Source organism: Corallococcus sp. AB032C, from assembly GCF_003668935.1.
Classification (GTDB): domain Bacteria; phylum Myxococcota; class Myxococcia; order Myxococcales; family Myxococcaceae; genus Corallococcus; species Corallococcus exiguus.
In genome coordinates, this window is sequence record NZ_RAWP01000070.1 from 18,755 (window position 1) to 37,151 (window position 18,397).

The 18,397-nt window shown below is 68.2% G+C and carries 18 protein-coding genes; 8 read left to right on the plus strand and 10 right to left on the minus strand.

Going from position 1 to position 18,397, the window contains the following annotated elements:
• Positions 1-53 precede the first annotated feature (53 nt).
• The gene (locus D7X99_RS26895) at positions 54-563 is read left to right on the plus strand and encodes a DUF1285 domain-containing protein (RefSeq protein WP_121780285.1); all 510 of its coding nucleotides are present in this window, start codon (positions 54-56) and stop codon (positions 561-563) included.
• Here D7X99_RS26895 and recA read toward each other — a convergent pair.
• Positions 560-1,585, minus strand: coding sequence for a recombinase RecA (gene recA, locus D7X99_RS26900; protein ID WP_121780286.1), 1,026 nt, complete (start codon positions 1,583-1,585; stop codon positions 560-562). The two genes, D7X99_RS26895 and recA, sit on opposite strands and share 4 nt — an antisense overlap.
• Positions 1,586-1,867: 282 nt before the next feature.
• Between recA and D7X99_RS26905 the strand changes: the two genes are divergently transcribed.
• Positions 1,868-3,247: an NAD(P)/FAD-dependent oxidoreductase gene (locus D7X99_RS26905; protein WP_121780287.1), complete on the plus strand. Its 1,380-nt coding sequence runs from the start codon at positions 1,868-1,870 to the stop codon at positions 3,245-3,247.
• On the opposite strand, the gene D7X99_RS26910 is transcribed toward D7X99_RS26905, so the two are convergent.
• From D7X99_RS26910 to D7X99_RS26930, 5 genes are all read right to left on the minus strand, one after another.
• Positions 3,170-4,807, minus strand: a complete 1,638-nt coding sequence (locus D7X99_RS26910; protein ID WP_121780288.1) for a YifB family Mg chelatase-like AAA ATPase — start codon at positions 4,805-4,807, stop codon at positions 3,170-3,172. The genes D7X99_RS26905 and D7X99_RS26910 overlap by 78 nt on opposite strands.
• A gap of 225 nt (positions 4,808-5,032) precedes the next feature.
• Positions 5,033-5,548 (minus strand): biopolymer transporter ExbD, encoded by a 516-nt coding sequence (locus tag D7X99_RS26915; RefSeq protein WP_120575934.1) that lies wholly within the window; start codon positions 5,546-5,548, stop codon positions 5,033-5,035.
• Entirely contained in the window at positions 5,548-5,961 is a 414-nt protein-coding gene (locus D7X99_RS26920; protein WP_014394198.1) for a biopolymer transporter ExbD, read from the minus strand. The genes D7X99_RS26915 and D7X99_RS26920 overlap by 1 nt, the downstream gene beginning before the upstream one ends.
• Before the next feature lie 100 nt (positions 5,962-6,061).
• Positions 6,062-6,739 (minus strand): MotA/TolQ/ExbB proton channel family protein, encoded by a 678-nt coding sequence (locus tag D7X99_RS26925; protein WP_120575935.1) that lies wholly within the window; start codon positions 6,737-6,739, stop codon positions 6,062-6,064.
• Positions 6,740-6,814: 75 nt separating this feature from the next.
• A complete protein-coding gene (locus D7X99_RS26930) occupies positions 6,815-7,561 on the minus strand; it encodes an energy transducer TonB (protein WP_121780289.1) in 747 nt (248 codons plus the stop codon).
• A 230-nt stretch (positions 7,562-7,791) separates the two neighbouring features.
• On the opposite strand from D7X99_RS26930, the gene D7X99_RS26935 reads away from it, so the two are divergent.
• From D7X99_RS26935 to D7X99_RS26950, 4 genes are all read left to right on the plus strand, one after another.
• Positions 7,792-10,989 carry a TonB-dependent receptor gene (locus D7X99_RS26935; RefSeq protein WP_121780290.1) on the plus strand — a complete coding sequence of 1,066 codons (3,198 nt, stop codon included), beginning with the start codon at positions 7,792-7,794 and terminating at the stop codon, positions 10,987-10,989.
• A 30-nt stretch (positions 10,990-11,019) separates the two neighbouring features.
• A complete protein-coding gene (locus D7X99_RS26940) occupies positions 11,020-11,787 on the plus strand; it encodes a hypothetical protein (protein WP_121780291.1) in 768 nt (255 codons plus the stop codon).
• A gap of 116 nt (positions 11,788-11,903) precedes the next feature.
• Positions 11,904-13,448, plus strand: coding sequence for a radical SAM protein (locus D7X99_RS26945; protein WP_121780292.1), 1,545 nt, complete (start codon positions 11,904-11,906; stop codon positions 13,446-13,448).
• A gap of 98 nt (positions 13,449-13,546) precedes the next feature.
• A complete protein-coding gene (locus tag D7X99_RS26950; RefSeq protein ID WP_169849393.1) occupies positions 13,547-14,485 on the plus strand; it encodes a hypothetical protein in 939 nt (312 codons plus the stop codon).
• 11 nt (positions 14,486-14,496) lie between these two features.
• Here D7X99_RS26950 and D7X99_RS26955 read toward each other — a convergent pair whose 3' ends face one another.
• Positions 14,497-15,111, minus strand: a complete 615-nt coding sequence (locus tag D7X99_RS26955) for a hypothetical protein (protein ID WP_233597393.1) — start codon at positions 15,109-15,111, stop codon at positions 14,497-14,499.
• 26 nt (positions 15,112-15,137) lie between these two features.
• The gene (locus D7X99_RS26960; protein ID WP_169826793.1) at positions 15,138-15,710 is read right to left on the minus strand and encodes a DUF4920 domain-containing protein; all 573 of its coding nucleotides are present in this window, start codon (positions 15,708-15,710) and stop codon (positions 15,138-15,140) included.
• Positions 15,711-15,799: 89 nt separating this feature from the next.
• Here D7X99_RS26960 and D7X99_RS26965 point away from each other — a divergent pair, with 89 nt between their 5' ends.
• A complete protein-coding gene (locus tag D7X99_RS26965) occupies positions 15,800-16,231 on the plus strand; it encodes a DUF2752 domain-containing protein (protein WP_121780295.1) in 432 nt (143 codons plus the stop codon).
• Positions 16,232-16,254: 23 nt separating this feature from the next.
• Positions 16,255-16,833: a glycerol-3-phosphate 1-O-acyltransferase PlsY gene (plsY, locus tag D7X99_RS26970; RefSeq protein ID WP_121780296.1), complete on the plus strand. Its 579-nt coding sequence runs from the start codon at positions 16,255-16,257 to the stop codon at positions 16,831-16,833.
• Here plsY and D7X99_RS26975 read toward each other — a convergent pair.
• Together D7X99_RS26975 and D7X99_RS26980 are read right to left on the minus strand one after the other, a co-directional pair.
• On the minus strand, positions 16,759-17,988 hold the full coding sequence (locus tag D7X99_RS26975; protein ID WP_121780297.1) for a class I SAM-dependent RNA methyltransferase: 1,230 nt from the start codon (positions 17,986-17,988) through the stop codon (positions 16,759-16,761). The genes plsY and D7X99_RS26975 overlap by 75 nt on opposite strands.
• Before the next feature lie 42 nt (positions 17,989-18,030).
• Complete coding sequence (locus tag D7X99_RS26980) at positions 18,031-18,315, minus strand: antibiotic biosynthesis monooxygenase (RefSeq protein ID WP_121780298.1); 285 nt, start codon at positions 18,313-18,315, stop codon at positions 18,031-18,033.
• Positions 18,316-18,397: the final 82 nt, after the last annotated feature.

The window sequence follows — 18,397 nt, forward strand, 5'->3', positions numbered from 1 at the left end:
CCAGGCTCCGGCGGCTTGAATCCGCAGGGCCTCACCCGCACCTCAAGGGCGACATGCAACCTCCCACTGGCCAGCCCCCTCCAGGCAAGCGTTGGCACACCCGTGAGGACAGCGGCATCCGTCTGGATGCGGCGTTGCGCTGGTGGCACGACGACGAGCCCATCGAGCACCCGAAGATCATCGAACTCTTCAACGCCTCGCTTGTCCTGGATGACGACGGGCGCTACCAGCTCCGCATCGCCCCGGACTGGTGCTACGTCCAGGTGGAGGACGCGGCCTACGAGGTCCGCACCGTGGACATCACCCCGGACGAGCGTGTGTCCCTGCGTCTGAGCGACCGGACGGCCGAAGCCCTGGACCTGGGGTCGCTCCAGCTCACGCCGGACGGAGTCCTCACCTGCCGCGTGAAGCAGGGCAGGGCGAAGGCCCGCTTCTCTCGTGATGCGCAGTACCAGTTCGGCGAGATGCTGGAAGAGAGCCCCGAAGGGCATCTGGTGCTGCGCGCGGGCCAACGCCATTGGGAGGTCCCCCTCTCGCTGGATGCACTCCAGTCCGCGACCTAGGCCGCCGCGGAGTCCGCGGACGGCACGGTGGGCGCGGTGGCTCCCACCAGGTCGCGAGCAAGGGCCTCCAGGACGTCCGGGTGCTCGCGCAGCCACTCGCATGCCCGCTCGCGGCCCTGGCCGATGCGCTCACCCCGCAGGCTGAAGTGGCTGCCCGACTTCTCCACCACGCCCGCGCTCACGGCCAGGTCCAGCACCTCGGCGGCGCGGTGGATGCCCGTGCCGTAGAGCACGTCGAACTCCGCCTCCTGGAACGGAGGCGCCAGCTTGTTCTTCACCACCTTCACGCGGGCCCGTGAGCCCACCACCGCGTCGCCCTCCTTGAGGTTGCCCGTGCGGCGGATCTCCATCCGCACCGACGAATAGAACTTCAGCGCGTTGCCGCCCGTCGTCGTCTCCGGGTTGCCGAACATCACGCCAATCTTCATGCGGATCTGGTTGATGAAGATGATGCAGGTGCCGGAGCGGCTCACCGCGCCCGTGAGCTTCCGCAGCGCCTGACTCATCAGCCGCGCCTGGACGCCCATGTGCGCGTCACCCATCTCCCCTTCGATTTCCGCGCGGGGGACCAGCGCCGCCACCGAATCCACCACGATGAGGTCCACGGCGCCCGAGCGCACGAGGTGCTCGGTGATTTCGAGCGCCTGCTCCCCGGTGTCCGGCTGTGCCACGAGCAGTTCCTCCGTACGCACCCCCAGCTTGCGCGCGTAGGACAGGTCCAGCGCGTGCTCCGCGTCGATGAAGGCCGCGACGCCTCCCACGGCCTGCACCTGCGCGATGGCATGCAGGGTGAGGGTCGTCTTGCCGGAGGACTCGTTGCCGAACAGCTCCACCACGCGCCCTCGCGGATAGCCCCCCACGCCCAGCGCCCGGTCCAACCCCACCGAGCCCGTGGGAATGACCGCCACTTTCTGCTCAGGTGCGTCCGCGCCGAGCGTCATCACCGCGCCCTTGCCGAACTGCTTCTCGATGGACGCCACCGCCGCCGCCACTGCCTTCAACTTCTCCGTCAGCCTGCTCATCTCGTCTGCCTCCCTCGCCGCCCTGCGGGCTGGATGCCTTGGCGGTGGGTAGAGCAACGCGCATGCCGTGCGGGCTTCCAGGCGGAAGGGCCTGCAAGGGCGTCCAGGTTCGCCAGAGCCGTCCGAACTGGCGGAGCGGCGTGGCTGTCTCCCATGCGCTGAGAAGGCGCAAAGGTGCGGGCATCTCCGCATAAGCAGACACAAGGGGACGTGACAGTCCGGCTTGATGGGATGGAAGGCTTTGCGTTGAAACCCTGGCGCGTCGGCGTGACATCTCCTCTCGTGAATACGACCCGTGAGAACCTTCCCCATGTGGTCATCCTGGGAGGCGGCTTCGGCGGCCTCTACGCGGCCCGGTACCTGCGAAAGGCAGGGGTTCGCGTCACGATGGTGGACCGTCACAACCACCACCTCTTCCAGCCGCTGCTGTACCAGGTGGCCACGGCGACACTGAGTCCCAGCGACATCGCCGCGCCACTGCGAGCGATGCTCGGACGCAATCACGTCCAGGTGCTGCTCGTGGAAGTCACTGGCGTGGACACCGCGCGCAAGCACGTCCTCCTGGCGGACGGTGAGCTGGCATACGACTTCCTCATCGTCGCCACCGGAGCGACGCACTCGTACTTCGGCAATGACGCCTGGTCGCGACACTCGATGGGATTGAAGACCGTCGAGGACGCGCTGGAGATCCGCCGCCGAGTGTTGCTCGCCTTCGAGCAGGCCGAGCGCGAACCGGACCCCGAGCGCCGCCGCGCGCTGCTCACCTTCGCCATCATTGGCGCGGGTCCCACGGGCGTGGAGCTGGCGGGGGCGCTGGCGGAGATCAGCCGCAATTCATTGTCGGGTGACTTCCAGAACATCGACCCTCGGGATGCGCGCGTCATCCTCATCGAGGGAATGGACCGCGTGCTCCCCACCTATCCCGAGAACCTCTCGGCGGAGGCCCGCAGGGTGCTGGAGGGGCTCGGCGTCGAGGTCCGTACGGGCACCCGGGTCACGAACATCGACGCAGTGGGCGTGGACATGGGGCCTGAACATCTGGCGGCCCGCACGGTGCTATGGGCCGCGGGGGTGGAGGCCTCGCCCGTGGCCCGTTCGCTCGGCGTGACGCTGGACAGGGCAGGGCGCGTGCCGGTGACGCCGGAGCTCACCGTGCCCGGGCATCCCGACATCTTCGTCGTCGGCGACCTGGCGCTCGTGAATCAGGAGGACGGAAGCGCGGTCCCGGGAGTGGCGCCCGCGGCGATGCAGGAGGGCAAGCACGCGGTGCTCAACCTCCGCCGCCAGCTCGCGGGCCAGCCCATGCAGCCCTTCCGCTACTGGGACCGGGGAACCTACGCGGTCATCGGCAGAGGCCATGCCGTGGGCGTGGCCTTCCGCCGTGTGAAGCAATCCGGCTTCGTCGCCTGGTTGGCCTGGCTCTTCATCCACATCACCTTCCTCATTGGCTTCCGAAGCAAGCTGGCCGTGCTGCTCAATTGGGCATACGCGTACCTGACCTTCGGCAGGTCCGCGCGCATCATCACCGGCCCCGCTCCCCGTCTGGAGGAGCGGAGCGTGCAGCCGCTGCTCCCGAGTGCAGAGTCAGCCGTTGTCGGCGGAGAACCCCCGGCTCCCGCCGTTCTCGGAAGCCTGGTGCCTGACAGGAGAGGCGCGGGGTAACGCATTCACCGCGCCCCGGGTATTGGCGTGGAGCCAGCCCCGGCGGTCCAGCATCCGGCAGTCGACGGCGAGCCGCATGTCCTCGTTCTCGATGCGTGCGTGTCCCTCCAGGTCCGCGCGCGTCAGCGCGAGCTTGAGGATGCGGTCATGTGCTCGGGCGGACAGGCCGAATTGAGTGACCGCGCGCTTCAGCTCAGCCTCCGCCTTCGGTGTCAGCACGCAGTAGCGGCGCAGCAGATGCGAAGGCATCTGGGCATTGCAGTGCACCCCTGGCATCTCGTGGAATCGGGCGCGCTGCCGTTCGCGCGCGGCCTCGACTCGCTGCCGGTAGTACTGGCTGGGCAGTTCCTGACTCTTCTCGGCGAGATGGTGGTACTCCACCGGCCGCGTCTGCACGGTGATGTCGATGCGGTCCAGCAGCGGCCCGCTGATGCGCGAGTGGTAGCCGAAGATGCGGTGCTCGAGGCAGGTGCACGTGTGCCCGGGGACGTTGAAGTAGCCGCACGGGCAGGGGTTCATCGCCGCCACCAACATGACCCGGCAGGGATAGGTGATGTGCTGGGTGGCCCGTGCCAGGTGGATGGCGCCTTCCTCCAGAGGCTGGCGCAGCACCTCCAGCACGTTCTTGCGGAACTCCGGTAGCTCATCGAGGAACAGCACGCCGTGATGGGCCAGGGACAGCTCGCCGGGACGGGCCATGGGGCCACCTCCCACGAGTCCCGCATCGGACAGCGTGTGGTGGGGCGCGCGAAACGGACGCTCGCGGATCAACGCCTGCTCGTCTCCCAGCAGGCCCTGGATGGAGTAGACCTTCGTGACCTCCAGCGCCTCGTCGAAGGACAGCTCGGGCAGGATGCCTGGCAGCCGTCGCGCCAACATCGTCTTGCCCGACCCTGGAGGCCCGGCCATCAGGATGTTGTGGCCACCCGCCGCCGCCAGCTCCAAAGCCAGCTTCAGCTCCGGCTGCCCCCGCACATCGGCCATGTCCGCGGTAGCGGTGCGAGTACCGCTCACCGAGGTCCCCGTGCGCGTCAGCGGCGTCAGCGGGGCCTTGCCGGTGAGGTGCCCCACGGCCTCCTTCAGGTGGGCCACGGACAGCACCTGGATGCCCTCCACCAGTGCTGCCTCCGCCGCGTTGGCTGCCGGCACCATGACGCCCTGGAAGCCGCCATTCCGGGCAGCCACGGCAAGCGGAAGCACCCCTTTGATGGCCTTGATGGAGCCATCCAACGACAGCTCTCCGCCAAAGAGGTACCGCTCCAGCGGTTCTTCCTCCATCAACCGCGCCGCCGCGAGGACGCCCAACGCGATGGGCAGCTCGAAGGCCGCCCCTTCCTTGCGGATCTCCGCGGGCGCCAGGTTGACCGTGATCCGCTTCTGCGGAAGGTCGAAGCCCGCGTTCTTCAGCGCGGAGACCACCCGGACCTTCGACTCCCGGGCTGCTCCCTCCGGCAGTCCCACGACGTTGAAGTAGGGCAGCCCGAGGGCCATGTCGACCTCGCACTCCACCACCACCGCGTCGATGCCCATCAATGCCCCCGACCGCACCCTTGCCAGCATCGTCTCCCCCTTCCAACCCGTACGGAGGAGGGGAGAGCAATGCCCGTACCGGCGCGCTCTCCTCACAGACAGCCCGCCGCGGCCATCCCACGCGGCAGACGTCGGGTCCCAAGCAGGGACATGGGGGCCTGAAAAGAAGAAGCCCGCTGGCGTCGGAACGCCAGCGGGCTTCGGATGGAATCGGTGACGGCGTGTCCGCGCGTCAGCCCTGACGGAAGAAGTGGATCAGGGAGTCGGCGGGGCAGGGGGCGCGGGCGGTGCACCGTCCGGCGAGTTCAGCGTGCCCTGGATGACCGCGTTCTGGGGAAGCTCGGTGGCCATGCCCAGGATCTTCGCTCCCGCGGCACGGGCGCCATCCAGCGCCACCACCAGCTTGCCGTAGTTCGCCGCGTCGTCCGCCATGAAGAAGACGACCTTCTCGTCCGGCTTCTTGGCGTTCAGCATCCGCTTGAGGCGGGCGATGTAGTCCGAAGCGGGGATCTGCTCCGTGTTGATGGAGTAGGCGCCGCTCTTGTCCACCTGCACGACGATCTGCTGATCATCGGGCTCCGGCGGCGGCTGGTTCTCCTCCACCTCCGTCTCCGGGACGCGGACGAGGATGTCCTTCTCCAGGAGGGGCGTCACCACCATGAAGATGATGAGGAGCACCAGCACCACGTCCACCAGGGGCGTGACGTTGATCTCCGAGTTCGGCGCGGACGCGGGCTTGACCCACTGACGCTGCTTGTGTCCTCGGGACATTACTTCTTCTCCTCCACACCCAGGGCGATCTGCTTCGCCTTCGCCTTGCGGGCGGTGTCCAGCACCTTGCGCACGTCGCCCACGTTCAGGGCGTTGTCGCCCTTCAGGAGGATCTTCTTGCCTGGATCCTTCACCAGCTCCGCGGCGATCTTCTCCTGGAGACCCTTCTCGTCGACCTCATCGTTCTCCACGAACATCTTCTTGTCCGGGGTGATGGAGAGGATCAGCGGATCGGCGTCCGTCTTGCCTTCTTTTTCAATCTCCGTGGCCTTGGGCAGCTCCACGGACTTGCCGCGCTGGAGCATGGGCGTCACGACCATGAAGATGATGAGGAGCACCAGCACCACGTCCACCAGCGGCGTGACGTTGATCTCGCTCTTGATGCCCCCTTTGGGGCCTGCTGACATTCCCATGCGTGCACCTGTTTCCGGGAAGGAACGCCCACCCCGGGGCAGCGCGGCTTCTCAGCCGGACCGCCCTCATGGGTGGGGACGTCCCAGGGTGGGGCTACGACTAGGCCGCGTGCGACGAACCGCCGCCCACGTGCCGAGCCACCACGTCCAGGAACTCGTTGGAGGACTCGGAGATGTCCACGGAGCGGGCATCCACCCAGCCCTGCAGGAAGTTGTAGGCCATGACCGCGGGGATCGCCACGAGCAGACCGAACGCCGTGGTGATGAGCGCCTCGGAGATACCGGCGGAGATCGTCGCCAGACCGCCGGAGCCCGCCGCCGCCATCAGCTGGAAGGCGTTCACGATACCCATCGTGGTGCCCAGCAGACCGACGAACGGCGCCGTGGAACCGACCGTGGCCAGCAGGCCCAGGCCGCGCTTGAGGCTCTGCACCTCGCGCTGCGCCTGGCGCTCCAGCGCGCGGGCCACGGACTCCACCGCCAGGTCCTTGTTCCCAGGGGTGATCCGGTACGCCGTCAGGCCGGAGTTGATCACGCGGCCCAGGTGGCCCACGTCCTTGCCCAGGTTGGTGTTCGCCGCGGTGGTCAGGTCGCCCTTCGCGAGGATCGCGCCCATCTTGGCGGCGAAGTTGCGGCTGTCCGAGCGGGTCTTGCGGAAGACGATGACCCGCTCCGCCATGACGACCAGCGACGCCACCGACATGATGGCGAGGGTGAAGATGATCATGCGGGCGAAGAGGCCCGTGTGGTGCCAGATATCAAGCAGGGTAAATTGCATGGCTGTGGAGCGCTCCTCCTCACGAGCGCGAGGTGATGTTCGGCGGACTGCTCAAGCGGGGCTGCCTGCTTTTGATCAGCGCGGCAGCTTCAGGTTGAAGTTGAACGTGTACTGCACTTCGACCGGCCTGCCCTGGAACGTGACCGGCTTGTAGCGTGAGGCGGTGAGCACGTCCATCACGGCCTGCTCCATGTGAGGGAGCGGCTTGATCGTGCGGCAGCGCTCGACCTTTCCCTCGGTCGTGATCACGCACTTCACGATCATCAGACCCTGCACGCGCGCCTCGAGGGCCTCACGCGTATAGGACACCTCCGGACCCGCGATCTTCTCGGGACGCGTCATGCCCTGGCCGAACGCCAGCACGTCCGTGCCCGTTCCACCCAGCTGACCGCCCACCACGCCGCCGATCACGCCACCCACCACGCCACCCACCACACCGCCCGCGACGCCACCCTCCACGCCACCCTCGACCTCGGACTCACTCGCCTCGGGCTCGTCAGGCTCGGGCGGGGTCTCCGTCTCCTGCGGCTTCTGCTGAGGGATCTCCTTCGGCTGCACGATCACGTCCTTGGGCTTCTTGGGCGTGACCTTCTTCTCCGTCTTCGGCTTCGACGCCGGGGGAGGCGGCGGAGGCGGCGGAGGCGGCGGAGCCATCGTGGCCTTCAGCGTGACCTCGACCTCCTTCTCCTCCACGGGAGGCGGACGCGTGGAGAGATAGGCCACAAGACCCAGCAGGCCAACGTGGAGCAGCGTGGAAACGCCAGCACCCACGCCGAAGCGCGACCTGGGTCCTTGGCCGCGGTCAAGGACTGAATCGAACATGCACGTAACTCCTCTTCACCAGTGGACTACCCGTCCCCGCCATGCCCGGATTGAAGGGCGGCCACCATACAGAAAAGGGTTCCGGGTTCAAGCAACCGTGTCTGGCGCCGCAATCGTGATCGGCCAATGCCCCACTGGTCACCAAAAAGCAACGGTCTATTGACAACTGCTTGACCTCGGATATTTTCCCAAGTCATTTTCGGTTGCAGCCCACCTTGGAGGGGTTAGGTATGCAAGTGAAACAAGTACTTCGGGAAACCGGAGTCGTCCTTGCTGCGGGTCTGTTGTACGGATCCGCAGCTTTCGCGCAGTCCAGCGTCATCATCGGCACTGTCATCAACACTGAAGACAAGAAGCCGGCTGCAGATGTCGTTGTGACCGCCACCTCGCCCAACCTGCAGGGCGAGCAGACCGTGGTTACTGACGCACAGGGTAACTACCGTATTCCCCAGCTCCCGCCGGGCACGTATACGTTGCGGTTCGAAAAGGAGTCGTTCAAGCCTTTCGCCCGCCCTGAAATCCAGCTGCTGCTCAACCGTACCATCCGCGTGAACGTGGAGCTGCTCCCTGAGAGCTTCTCGTCGACGGAGACCATCGTTGGCGCCCCGCCGACGATCGACGTCGGTTCGACGAACCAGGGCGTCAACGTTGATCAGGAGTTCATCAAGCGCATCGCGGTGGCCCGTCCGGTCGGCAAGGGCGGCGCGACGCGCTCGTTCGAGTCCCTGGCCGAGCTCGCCCCGGGCGCCCAGTCCGATCAGTACGGCGTGTCCATCAACGGCACGACCTCGCCTGAGAACGGCTACGTGGTGGACGGTCTGTCCACGAACGACCCGGCCTTCGGCGTGAACGCCAGCCCGCTGAGCATCGAGTTCGTGCAGGACGTGAACATCATCACCGGCGGTTACATGCCGGAGTTCGGTCGCTCCACGGGCGGTGTGATCAACGCGGTGACCCGGTCCGGTTCCAACGAGTTCCACGGCTCCGTGTTCGCCAACTGGACGCCGGGCTTCGCGGAAGGCAACCGCAAGCTGGTCATTGAGGACGGCACCACGATCACCGGCCTGAACGCCTTGAGCAACCTGGGCGACTTCGGCGCCACCCTCGGTGGTCCGATCCTCAAGGACAAGCTCTGGTTCTTCGCCGGCTTCGCTCCGTCGTTCCAGCGCTACGAGCACACCCGTGCGCTCAACGCCTTCACGCTGGATGACGACGGCGCGGTGGCGAAGGATGCGAACGGCTTCAGCGTCGTCCAGCAGATCCCGGGTTCCGAGCGGACGTACTTCGCGGACTCCCGCACGATCCAGTTCATGGGCAAGCTGACGTACCTCATCAACCAGGACCACAACGTGTCGTTCGCCCTGAACGGCACCCCGACCGTGTCGGGTGGTCTGGGCAAGCTGCAGATCAGCCCCCGCTCGGGTGGTCTGCCGGCGGCGCAGAACTCGCGCCCTGAGGACATCGGCCAGACTGAGAACCGCGCCAACACCACGGCGCTCGCTCTCAAGTACGCCGGCGCCTTCATGGACAAGAAGGTCCTGGTCGACGCCAACCTCGGTTGGTTCCACCAGACCGCTGGTACGCCTCCTGCGGACGGCAGCGCCATCGGCTCGACGGACGGCCTGGCGGGCTACTCGCTGGCCATGTACACGCGTCGTCGCCCGATCACCACGTTCGAGAACGTCCCCAACGCCGCGGAGTACTGCGGCACGACGGCGGCCGAGCAGGCCGTTCGTTGCCCGGCGACGAACTACTACGTGGGCGGCCCCGGCTTCATGTCCGAGGCGACGCTGGATCGCTACCAGATCAACGCCAAGGCCACGTACCTGCTGAACGCCCTGGGCACGCACGTGTTCAAGGCGGGCGTGGACACGGAGTTCCTGACCTTCGATCAGAAGAAGGCCTACTCCGGTAGCGTGTTCCTCCAGGAGGCTGGTGCCGCGAGCGATGTGCAGCTCAACGGCGTGACCCGCCGCATCTGGTCGGACAACCGTCGCTACGGCTACCAGACGGCCCCGGACACCCCGGTGTTCGAGACCCTGCAGCAGTCGTCCACGAGCGGCACCACCATCGGTGGCTTCCTCCAGGACAGCTGGTCCATCGCCAACCGCGTCACGCTGAACCTCGGCGTGCGCTACGACGTGCAGAACATGTACGGCGGCGACGGCAACCTGGCGCTGAAGCTGGCCAACCAGTGGTCGCCCCGCATCGGCGCCGTGGTGGATCCGTTCGCCAACGGCCGCGCGAAGCTGTTCGTGAACTTCGCTCGCTACTACGAGCAGGTTCCGCTCAACATGATGGACCGCGCCTTCCCGGGTGAGCGTCGCTTCAGCGCGCGTCGCTACCTGACGGAGCCGGGGTCGGATGTTCCGGGCTGCGACCCGTCCACGCTGGAAGGCCAGCGCGGCAACTGCTCGGATCGCCAGTACATCGTGCCCCGCGCCGAGGCCACGCTGAACTCCAACCAGTACTTCAGCGGTGGTCTGGTGCAGAGCGAGCCGGTCGATCCGGACATCCAGCCCCAGTCTTCCGACGAAGTCGTGGTCGGCGGTGAGTACGAGCTCCTGGCGAACACCCGCATGGGCGCGACGTACACGCACCGCAACATGGGCAAGGTCATCGAGGACATGAGCCGCGATGACGGCAACACGTACTTCCTCGGTAACCCTGGCAGCGGCTTCGCCAAGGAGTTCCCGACGCCCGTGCGTGACTACGACGCGGTCACCGTCTACCTGAACCGCACGTTCACGGAAGGCTGGCTGGCGCAGGCGAGCTACACGTGGTCCCGCCTGTACGGCAACTACCCCGGTCTGTTCCGCCCGGAGAACAACCAGCTCGACCCGAACATCCTCGCGGACTTCGACCTGGTGGCCCTCCTGAACAACCGCACGGGTCTGCTGCCCTTCGACCGCACGCACGCCATCAAGGTGTTCGGCGCCAAGGAGTTCAACATCTCCAACGCGCTGTCGGCGAGCATCGGTCTGTCCTACCGTGGCAACTCCGGTACGCCCATCAGCTACCTCGGCGCGTACCCGGGCTACGGCCAGGATGGGACGTTCATCCTGCCGCGCGGCAGCGGCGGTCGCTCCCCGTGGATCAACAGCATCGACTCCAACGTGGGCGTGAACTACCGCGTGAGCAAGGACAGCGTGGTGTCCTTCACCCTGGACGTGTTCAACCTCTTCAACTTCCAGGGCGTGGAGAGCGTCGACGAGTCCTACACCTTCGAGCAGGTGCTCCCGGTGTACGACGCGAAGACCAACACGCCGGGCTCCGTGGCGGACCTGCCCACTGCTGACAGCGCGGGCAACGTGCCGGCGGCGGCGGGTGGCAAGCTGGCCTACGAAGACGTGAACCAGAACTACAAGAACCCGGACCGTTACCAGGCGCCGCGGCAGATCCGCTTCGGTGTTCGGTACACGTTCTAACCACCCGACCACGTGAGGAAGATCAGCAAAATGCGCAAGAGCATTCTTTCAACGCTGGTGATGCTGACGGCCGCGGGCAGCCTGACCGCCTGCGATGTCGAGCAGCCGAGTCCCGGGTGCATCGTCCAGGACGCGAGCTTCGCGAACTGGTGGGCGAAGTATGACGTCGTGAGCGGCCCGACCCGTGCGGATGGCACTGCCTGCACCGCGGCCGAGGCGCTCGAAGTGGGTGACAACCTGGGCGTGTGGAAGTTCGCGGACCCGAAGACGGGGAGCAACATCCTCGTGGTTCGGCCGCAGTACATGGCCCGGCTGGGATCGTCGGACGCGAACAACACGTTCGACAGCCTCCAGGTCACCGGTGGCCTGAGCGCGGACACGACGGACGACTTCTGCCTCGCGCCGGAGTTCAACACCGCCACCGTGAACCCCACGCAGGCCGGTGTGACGTCGAACATCTCCTACACGCTGAAGAACGTGAAGGTGTACTCGTCGCCCAGCTCTCCCGGCACCCAGATGTCGGGTGAAGTGACGTTCGTGCGGAATGGCTGCACCTCCACGTACGTCATGCGTGCGGTGTGGCCGGCGACCCCGTGCGATCCTCGCGCGGACCAGTCGGATCCGGACGAGGGCTTCGCCAACTGCGGCTCGGGCTCGGGTATCAACCCGGACTTCGCGCTGCAGTGCGAGCAGGTCCCGGACCGCTTCCTGCTGGGCTACTTCTGCGACCCGGACGAGGATCCGGACTGCGTCGAGGGCCGCTGCGTCCCGTCGGAGAGCATCCCGTCGTTCAAGTAGTCGGCACTGACCGACCCTGAAGGCCAACGCGGCCCCGGCAGCCCCTCCCCCACGCGGGAGTGGCGGTCCGGGGCCGCGCTGTTGTTAGGTGTCTGGAATCCACTGTTGGGAGGACCATGGAGGGCCGTTACGAACTCATCGAGCACGTCTGCTCACTGCTGGCGGACGAAGCAGGGACGCTCCGCAAGGAGGCGCCCTACCGGGTCGCGCTCTGCTACCCGAGCCCCTACCACGTGGGCATGAGCTCGCTGGGCTACCAGGCCATCTACCGGGAGGTGCATGAGCACGCGGGCGCGACCGCCGAGCGTGTCTTCCTTCCCGATGATGTCGAGACATACAAGAGAACACGGACGCCATTGTTTACCTGGGAATCCCAGGCACCCGTGTCTAGCTTTGAAATGCTTGCCTTTTCAGTCGCCTATGAATTGGAGCTTTCAGGGTTGTTCACGATGTTGGATTTGTCTGGTTTGCCGGTTCTTTCATCGGAACGGGATGCCAGACATCCGCTGGTGGTGGCGGGCGGCCCGCTGACGTTCTCCAACCCGGATCCGCTGGAGCCCTTCGTGGACGTGCTCGTCCAGGGGGAGGCGGAGGACTTGATCCACGTGCTGCTGGAGGCCGCCGCCTCCATGGAGCGCGAGGCGCTGCTGGATCACCTGGCGAAGGTCCCCGGCTTCCGGGTGCCCGGGCGGGGTGGGACGCGCTACCACGTGGCGAAGGCGACGGACGCCCGGCTGCCAGCGCGCACGCAGATCATCACGCCCCACACGGAGCTCCGGTCGATGTTCCTCATCGAGCCGGAGCGGGGCTGTTCCCGTGGCTGCCACTACTGCGTCATGCGCCGCACCACGAATGGCGGCATGCGCACGGTGCCTCCAGAGCGCATCCTGTCCCTCATCCCGGAACATGCGAAGCGCGTGGGGCTGGTGGGCGCGGCGGTGACGGACCACCCGCGCATCGTGGAGCTCCTGCGCACCATCGTGGACTCCGGGCGTGAGGTGGGCGTGTCCTCCCTGAGAGCGGACCGGCTCACGCAGGAGTTGGTGGATCAGCTCCGGCGGGGTGGGGCGATGAGCCTCACTGTGGCCGCGGACGGGGCGTCCCAGAAGATGCGGGACCTGGTGGACCGCAAGCACTCCGAGGAACAGATTGTCCGCGCCGCGCGGTTCGCGCGCACGGCGGGCATGAAGCAGCTCAAGGTCTACAACGTGGTGGGCCTGCCCCATGAAGAGGACGCGGACATCGACGAGCTGATCCGCTTCACCACGGAGCTGTCGCGCATCCTGCCGGTGGCGCTGGGGGTCGCGCCCTTCGTGGCCAAGCGCAACACGCCGCTGGACGGGGCGCCCTTCGCGGGGCTGCGCGAGGTGGAGAACAAGCTGGAGCGGCTGCGCAAGGGCCTGCGGGGGCGGGCGGAGGTGCGGCCCACGTCCGCGCGCTGGGCCTGGGTGGAGTACATGCTGGCCCAGTGCGGTCCGGAGGCGGGGCTCGCGGCCATGGACGCCTGGCGCGCGGGGGGCAGCTTCGCCGCGTGGAAGAGGGCCTTCAAGGAGCGCGGGTGCGAGCCGTACATGGCCCGCCGGGTGGAGGACGGGCGGCGCCAGCCCACGGTGTGGCCCATCGTGCCGGGCCGCCCGCCGCCCCAGCCGTCCGCCGCCTGACGGGGCCCGCAAAGGCCGTATTCGCCGGGCTCCGCTTTCGCTAGAAGATGGGCAGCGGGGCCGATGGCCGGCACTCGCATGGCCTCGGAGAGCATCTGGTGAGCACGCAGCGGGTGGAAAAGTCGTGGCAGAAGACGGGCCTCAAGGACTACTCGACGGAGGCCCTGCTGAGCACGCTGGGGCACTACGGCATCCCGGTGGGTGAAGAGGACTACCGCAAGCTGGCGGAGTCCGCCTATCCGCTCGGCATCGCCCAGCAGTGGGCGGCGAAGTGGAAGGGCACCGGCCCCTTCAAGGACTACGTCGTGGCCGCGGCCGTGGAGCTGTGGCGCCGGTGGATGCCGGACCGCGTGTCCCCGCAGGACTTCACGCAGGGGCTGGCGACGCTGATGCAGGTGCTCGTGCACAAGCTCAACGGCGCGAAGGAGGCCCCGGTGGCCTCCTCCTTCGAGCACGTGAAGGCCCTGCGCTCGAAGCTGACGGTGGATGACAAGGGCGCGCTGCCCCAGCCGTTCCTCCAGGAGGCGCTGGCGCCCTTCTCGGAGAAGGACGCGGAGCTGTTCGACAGCCTGGCGGAGTCGCTGGCCGCGCAGGGGCACCTGGACGACGCCTCGGCGTTCGCCGACGTGGAGGAGTTCCTGCTGCCCGACCGGCGCGGCATCTCCCAGGCGGTGGTGCGCGCCGCGAAGGGCGAGCGCGAGCCCGCCATCCAGGACCTCAAGAACCTCATCCACGACATGGCTCGCGCGCCCATCTCGCGCCTGCTGGCGGTGGACGGCCTCATCCACCTGCAGGCGTGGATTGACGCGTCCGTCGAGGGCCGCGGCCTGCTGGCGGAGGCGGAGAAGGCCAACGACATCCACCTGGCGCTGGACCTGGTGCCCCGCCTGGAGCACGTCTTCAAGCAGCAGAACGACCGGTCCGCGCTCCTGGAGCTGATGGGCACGCAGGAGCGGCTGGAGGCCCTGCACGACAAGATGCACCCGGGCCACCGGGCGCACCGTCACCAGCACGCGCAGCCGCAGCGCCGCCGCTAATCGGCTGGGCTTCAGGTCCCCGTGCGCCGGGGGCTCCGGGCTTCCGGGGCCTCGGGCGCCGCGGGTTCGCTGGCCGCGGCGGGCGTCGCGCCTTCCGCGTCCGGCGTGCCGGGCTTTACGTCAGGCTTCTCTGGCGCCGCGCGCTTGAGCTTCACGGTGGTGACGCCGGGCACTCCTTCCGCCACGTCCCGCACGGGCACGACCGCGCCCACGGTGGTGTAGCGGATGGCGCCCGTCTGGGTGAAGGCGTGCTTGAGGGCGTACTCGCGGGCGCGGGGGAGGAACCACTCGCGCACCCGGGGCAGGGGCAGGGCGTGCAGCTCCCCCTGCGTGAGGAACACGTACAGCATCAGGTCCGCGCCGCTGTAGAGGAAGCAGCCCGGCGTGTCCTTCTCCAGGTTGGAGATGAGCTCGAAGAAGTAGCGGCGGCGGGTGGCCTGGCGGTCGCCCTTCACTTCGATGCCGCGCACCTCTCCGGAGGGCAGCTCCCAGAGCAGGTCCACGCCCCGGTGCTGGAAGCGCGGGTCCAACTGCACGTCGTGCACGCGCGACCCGGGCTCCGTCTCCAGGAGCCACGCGCGGGCGTGCTGCACGGCCCGGTCGGCCGCGCCCTGCACGCCCCTCATGCTGAAACTGCGGCCTCCCATCGCGGCTAGCGGCGCAGCTCGACGCCCGAGGCCACGAGCTGAATCTCGCGGGGCTTGCCGTCGGTGCCGCGGGGGACGATTGCGCCCTCGGCCTCGTAGTGCTTCGCGTGGGCGTCGCTCAGCTCCGCGACCTTCACCACGCCCTCCACGCGCGCCTGCGAACCCGCGGAGTCCAGCGGGACGAAGAAGCCGTAGTCCTTGAACGTCACGCGCACGCCGGGGCTCTTGGCGTCCTGGGCCAGCTCCATCCAGCAGCCCTTCTTCTCACACGCCTTGCGCACCTGGCCCTCCACGCGCACGACCTTGCCGTCGTGGGCCTGGGGCTTCGCGAGCAGCTCCGCCAGCTTCACCGTCTTCTCGCCCTTGAGGGGCTCGCCGCGGGTGAGCGTCCAACCGGTGTCGGCGGCCTTCGCGGCCTCGGGCGCCTTCGCCTCGGCGGGGTGGTGGCAGTCGCTCGCCGCGGCTTCGGCCTTGGACGCTTCCGCGGCCTTGGCGGCGGGCTTGGGCGTCTTGTCCGCCGCGAGGGCCACGAGGGGCGCGGCGACCAGCAACACGAGGGCGGTGCGGAGCATGTGCATGCCCGTTCGCTTAGCCCAGGTTTCCGGGGCCCGGCAAGGCACCCCTTCCATCCTCGCGACTTGTCCCGCACACTCGGCGCGAGGTGCGCATGAAGGTCACCATCCCCGCTCCCAACCGCCGGTTGGGCACATTCGAATGGCTCGGGCTCGTCGGGCTCGGGGGGCTGCTCGTGGGGCGCTACGTCCCCGTGGCCCGCATCATCCCGTTCTGGGGCTGTGTGCTGCGCGAGCACACGGGCTGGCCCTGCCTGGGCTGTGGGCTCACCCGCGTGGCGGACCGCGTCGCGCACTTCAACATCCCGGGGGCGTGGGAGGCCAACCCCCTGGGCACCGTGTGCGCGCTGCTGTTCGCGCTGGCCGCGGTGGCGACGGTGCTGCACTTCCTCTTCGCGCTGCCCATCCCGGAGGTGGAGCTGGAGGAGCGCGAGTGGCGGTGGGTGCGCATCGCGTTCCCGCTGGTGTTGCTGTTCAATTACGCCTACGTCGTGGTGCACACCCGTTTCCCGCACCTGCTGTCCTGAAGGGCGGGACCCTGTCCTCTTCCGTGCTCTCCGCCTTCCTCCTGCTGGGCTACCTCTGCGGCTCCATCCCCTTCGGCGTGCTGCTGACGCGGTGGTTTCGTGGGGTGGACGTGCGCGCCAGCGGCAGCGGCAACATCGGCGCCACCAACGTCACGCGCGTCGCCGGCAAGAAGCTGGGCGCGGTGGTGCTGCTGCTGGACGCGCTCAAGGCCGTGCTGCCCGTGGCGCTGGCCGTGCACTACCTGCCCGGGGACGCGCGAGCGCACGCGCTGGTGGGGCTGGCCGCGGTGCTGGGGCACGTGTACCCGGTGTGGCTCAAGCTCCAGGGCGGCAAGGGCGTGGCCAGCGCGCTGGGCGTGCTGGTGGTGCTGGTGCCCAAGGCGGCGCTCGCGGGGGCCATCATCTACGGGCTGGTGGTGGCCCGGTGGCGCGTGAGCTCCGTGGGCTCGCTGTCCGCGGCGGTGGTCGCCATCGCCACCGCGTTCCTCACCGCGCCCTCCCGCGAGTACGTGCTGCTCACCGCGGGGCTATTCGTCCTGATGCTCTGGACGCACCGGAGCAACCTCCTGCGACTCGCCCGCCGCACTGAACACCGGCTTTGAGCCGGGGGGCAGCGACGGGGCGCGGTAGCCCAGCAGCGTGCAGGGGATGGGGCCGTTCCACACGTCGCGGCGGGCCATGGGGCGCGAGTGGAAGGCGCTCTCGAAGGCGGGGTTGCCGGACAGCACCCAGACACGCCAGCCCGGCAGCGCGCGCAGCGAGTCGCCCAGCTTGAAGTAGAAGGTCTTCATGCCCTTCTGGCCGCCGGAGCCGAGCCGGTCGCCATAGGGCGGGTTGGTGAGGACGAGCCCGCCGCCTTCGGGCAGGGGCGGGAGCTTCGTCGCGTCGCCCTCCGCGAGCTGGATTTCCTCGCCCAGTCGCGCGGCCTTCACGTTGCGGTCCGCGGCCTCCAGGGCCTCGTCGCTCTTGTCGAAGCCGAGGATGGGGACCTCCACCTTGCGCTCGTTGCGTCGCGCGTCCGCGCGCAGGTCCGCGAGCAGCTCCTTCGCGCGCGTGCCCAGGTGCGGCCAGCGCTCCACCGCGAAGCCCCGGTTGATGCCCGGGGCCCGCTTGCGCGCGATGAGCGCTCCTTCGATGACGATGGTGCCCGAGCCGCACATGGGGTCCACCAGCGCCTCCGTGCCGGTGTAGCCCGCCGCGCGCAGCAGGGCCGCGGCCAGGTTCTCCTTCAGGGGCGCGGGGGTGGGGCGCACGCGGTAGCCGCGCCGGTGCAGCGGGTCACCGCACAGGTCCAGGGAGAGGGACAGCTTCTCCTTCACCAGGTGCGCCACCACGGACACGTCCGGGTTGCGCGTGTCCACGTCCGGCCGCGAGCCCAGCTTGTCGCGCAGGCGGTCCACGATGGCGTCCTTCACCTTCAGGGCCACGAAGCCTGAGTGCGCGTGCTCGGTGTCCTTCAGGTTCGCGTCCACCGCGAACGTCACGTTCGTGGTGAGGTGCTCCTCCCACGGGACGCTGGCGACGGCGTCGTAGAGCCCCTGGGCACCCTTCGCTTCGAACTCGCCCAGTGGATAGAGCACGCGCATGCCGATGCGGGACCAGAGGCAGACGTTGAGGGCCTCGTCGAGCGAGGCCATGAAGCGCACGCCGCCGCGGTCCTGGCGGATGCGCTTCGCGCCAAGCTCCTTCAGCTCCTCGGCGAGCAGGTCCTCGGTGCCGCGTGCGGCGGTGACGAATAGGGCAAGACGTTCAGCCATGGTGCCCCGCCCTTAGACGACCCGGGGGCGATTGGGAACTGCTCAGGTGGCCACGACCTCGTACATCGTGAAGGTGGCGTCCTCCTGGGACGCGCTGGCCCCCTTGGCTCGCTGGAAGTCCTCGGACTGGAAGTAGGCCCGCATGGCGTCCCGGTCCTTCCACCGCGTGACGAGCAGGATTTCAGGCGAGCGCTCGAACGACCGCAGCACCTCCAGGCCCAGGAAGCCCGTGTGGCCGTCCACGCGCCGCGAGCGCTCCTGGAGCCGTTGGACCCAGCCGTCGGCCTCTTCGGGGGACGCGCGGAAGCGGGAGATGGCGACGATCATTCGGCCGTCCGGAGAAAGTAGAGCGGGGGCGCCCGGAAGCTTTCCGTGGCGCCCCCGAGGGGAAAACCGCTGGGGGACGGAG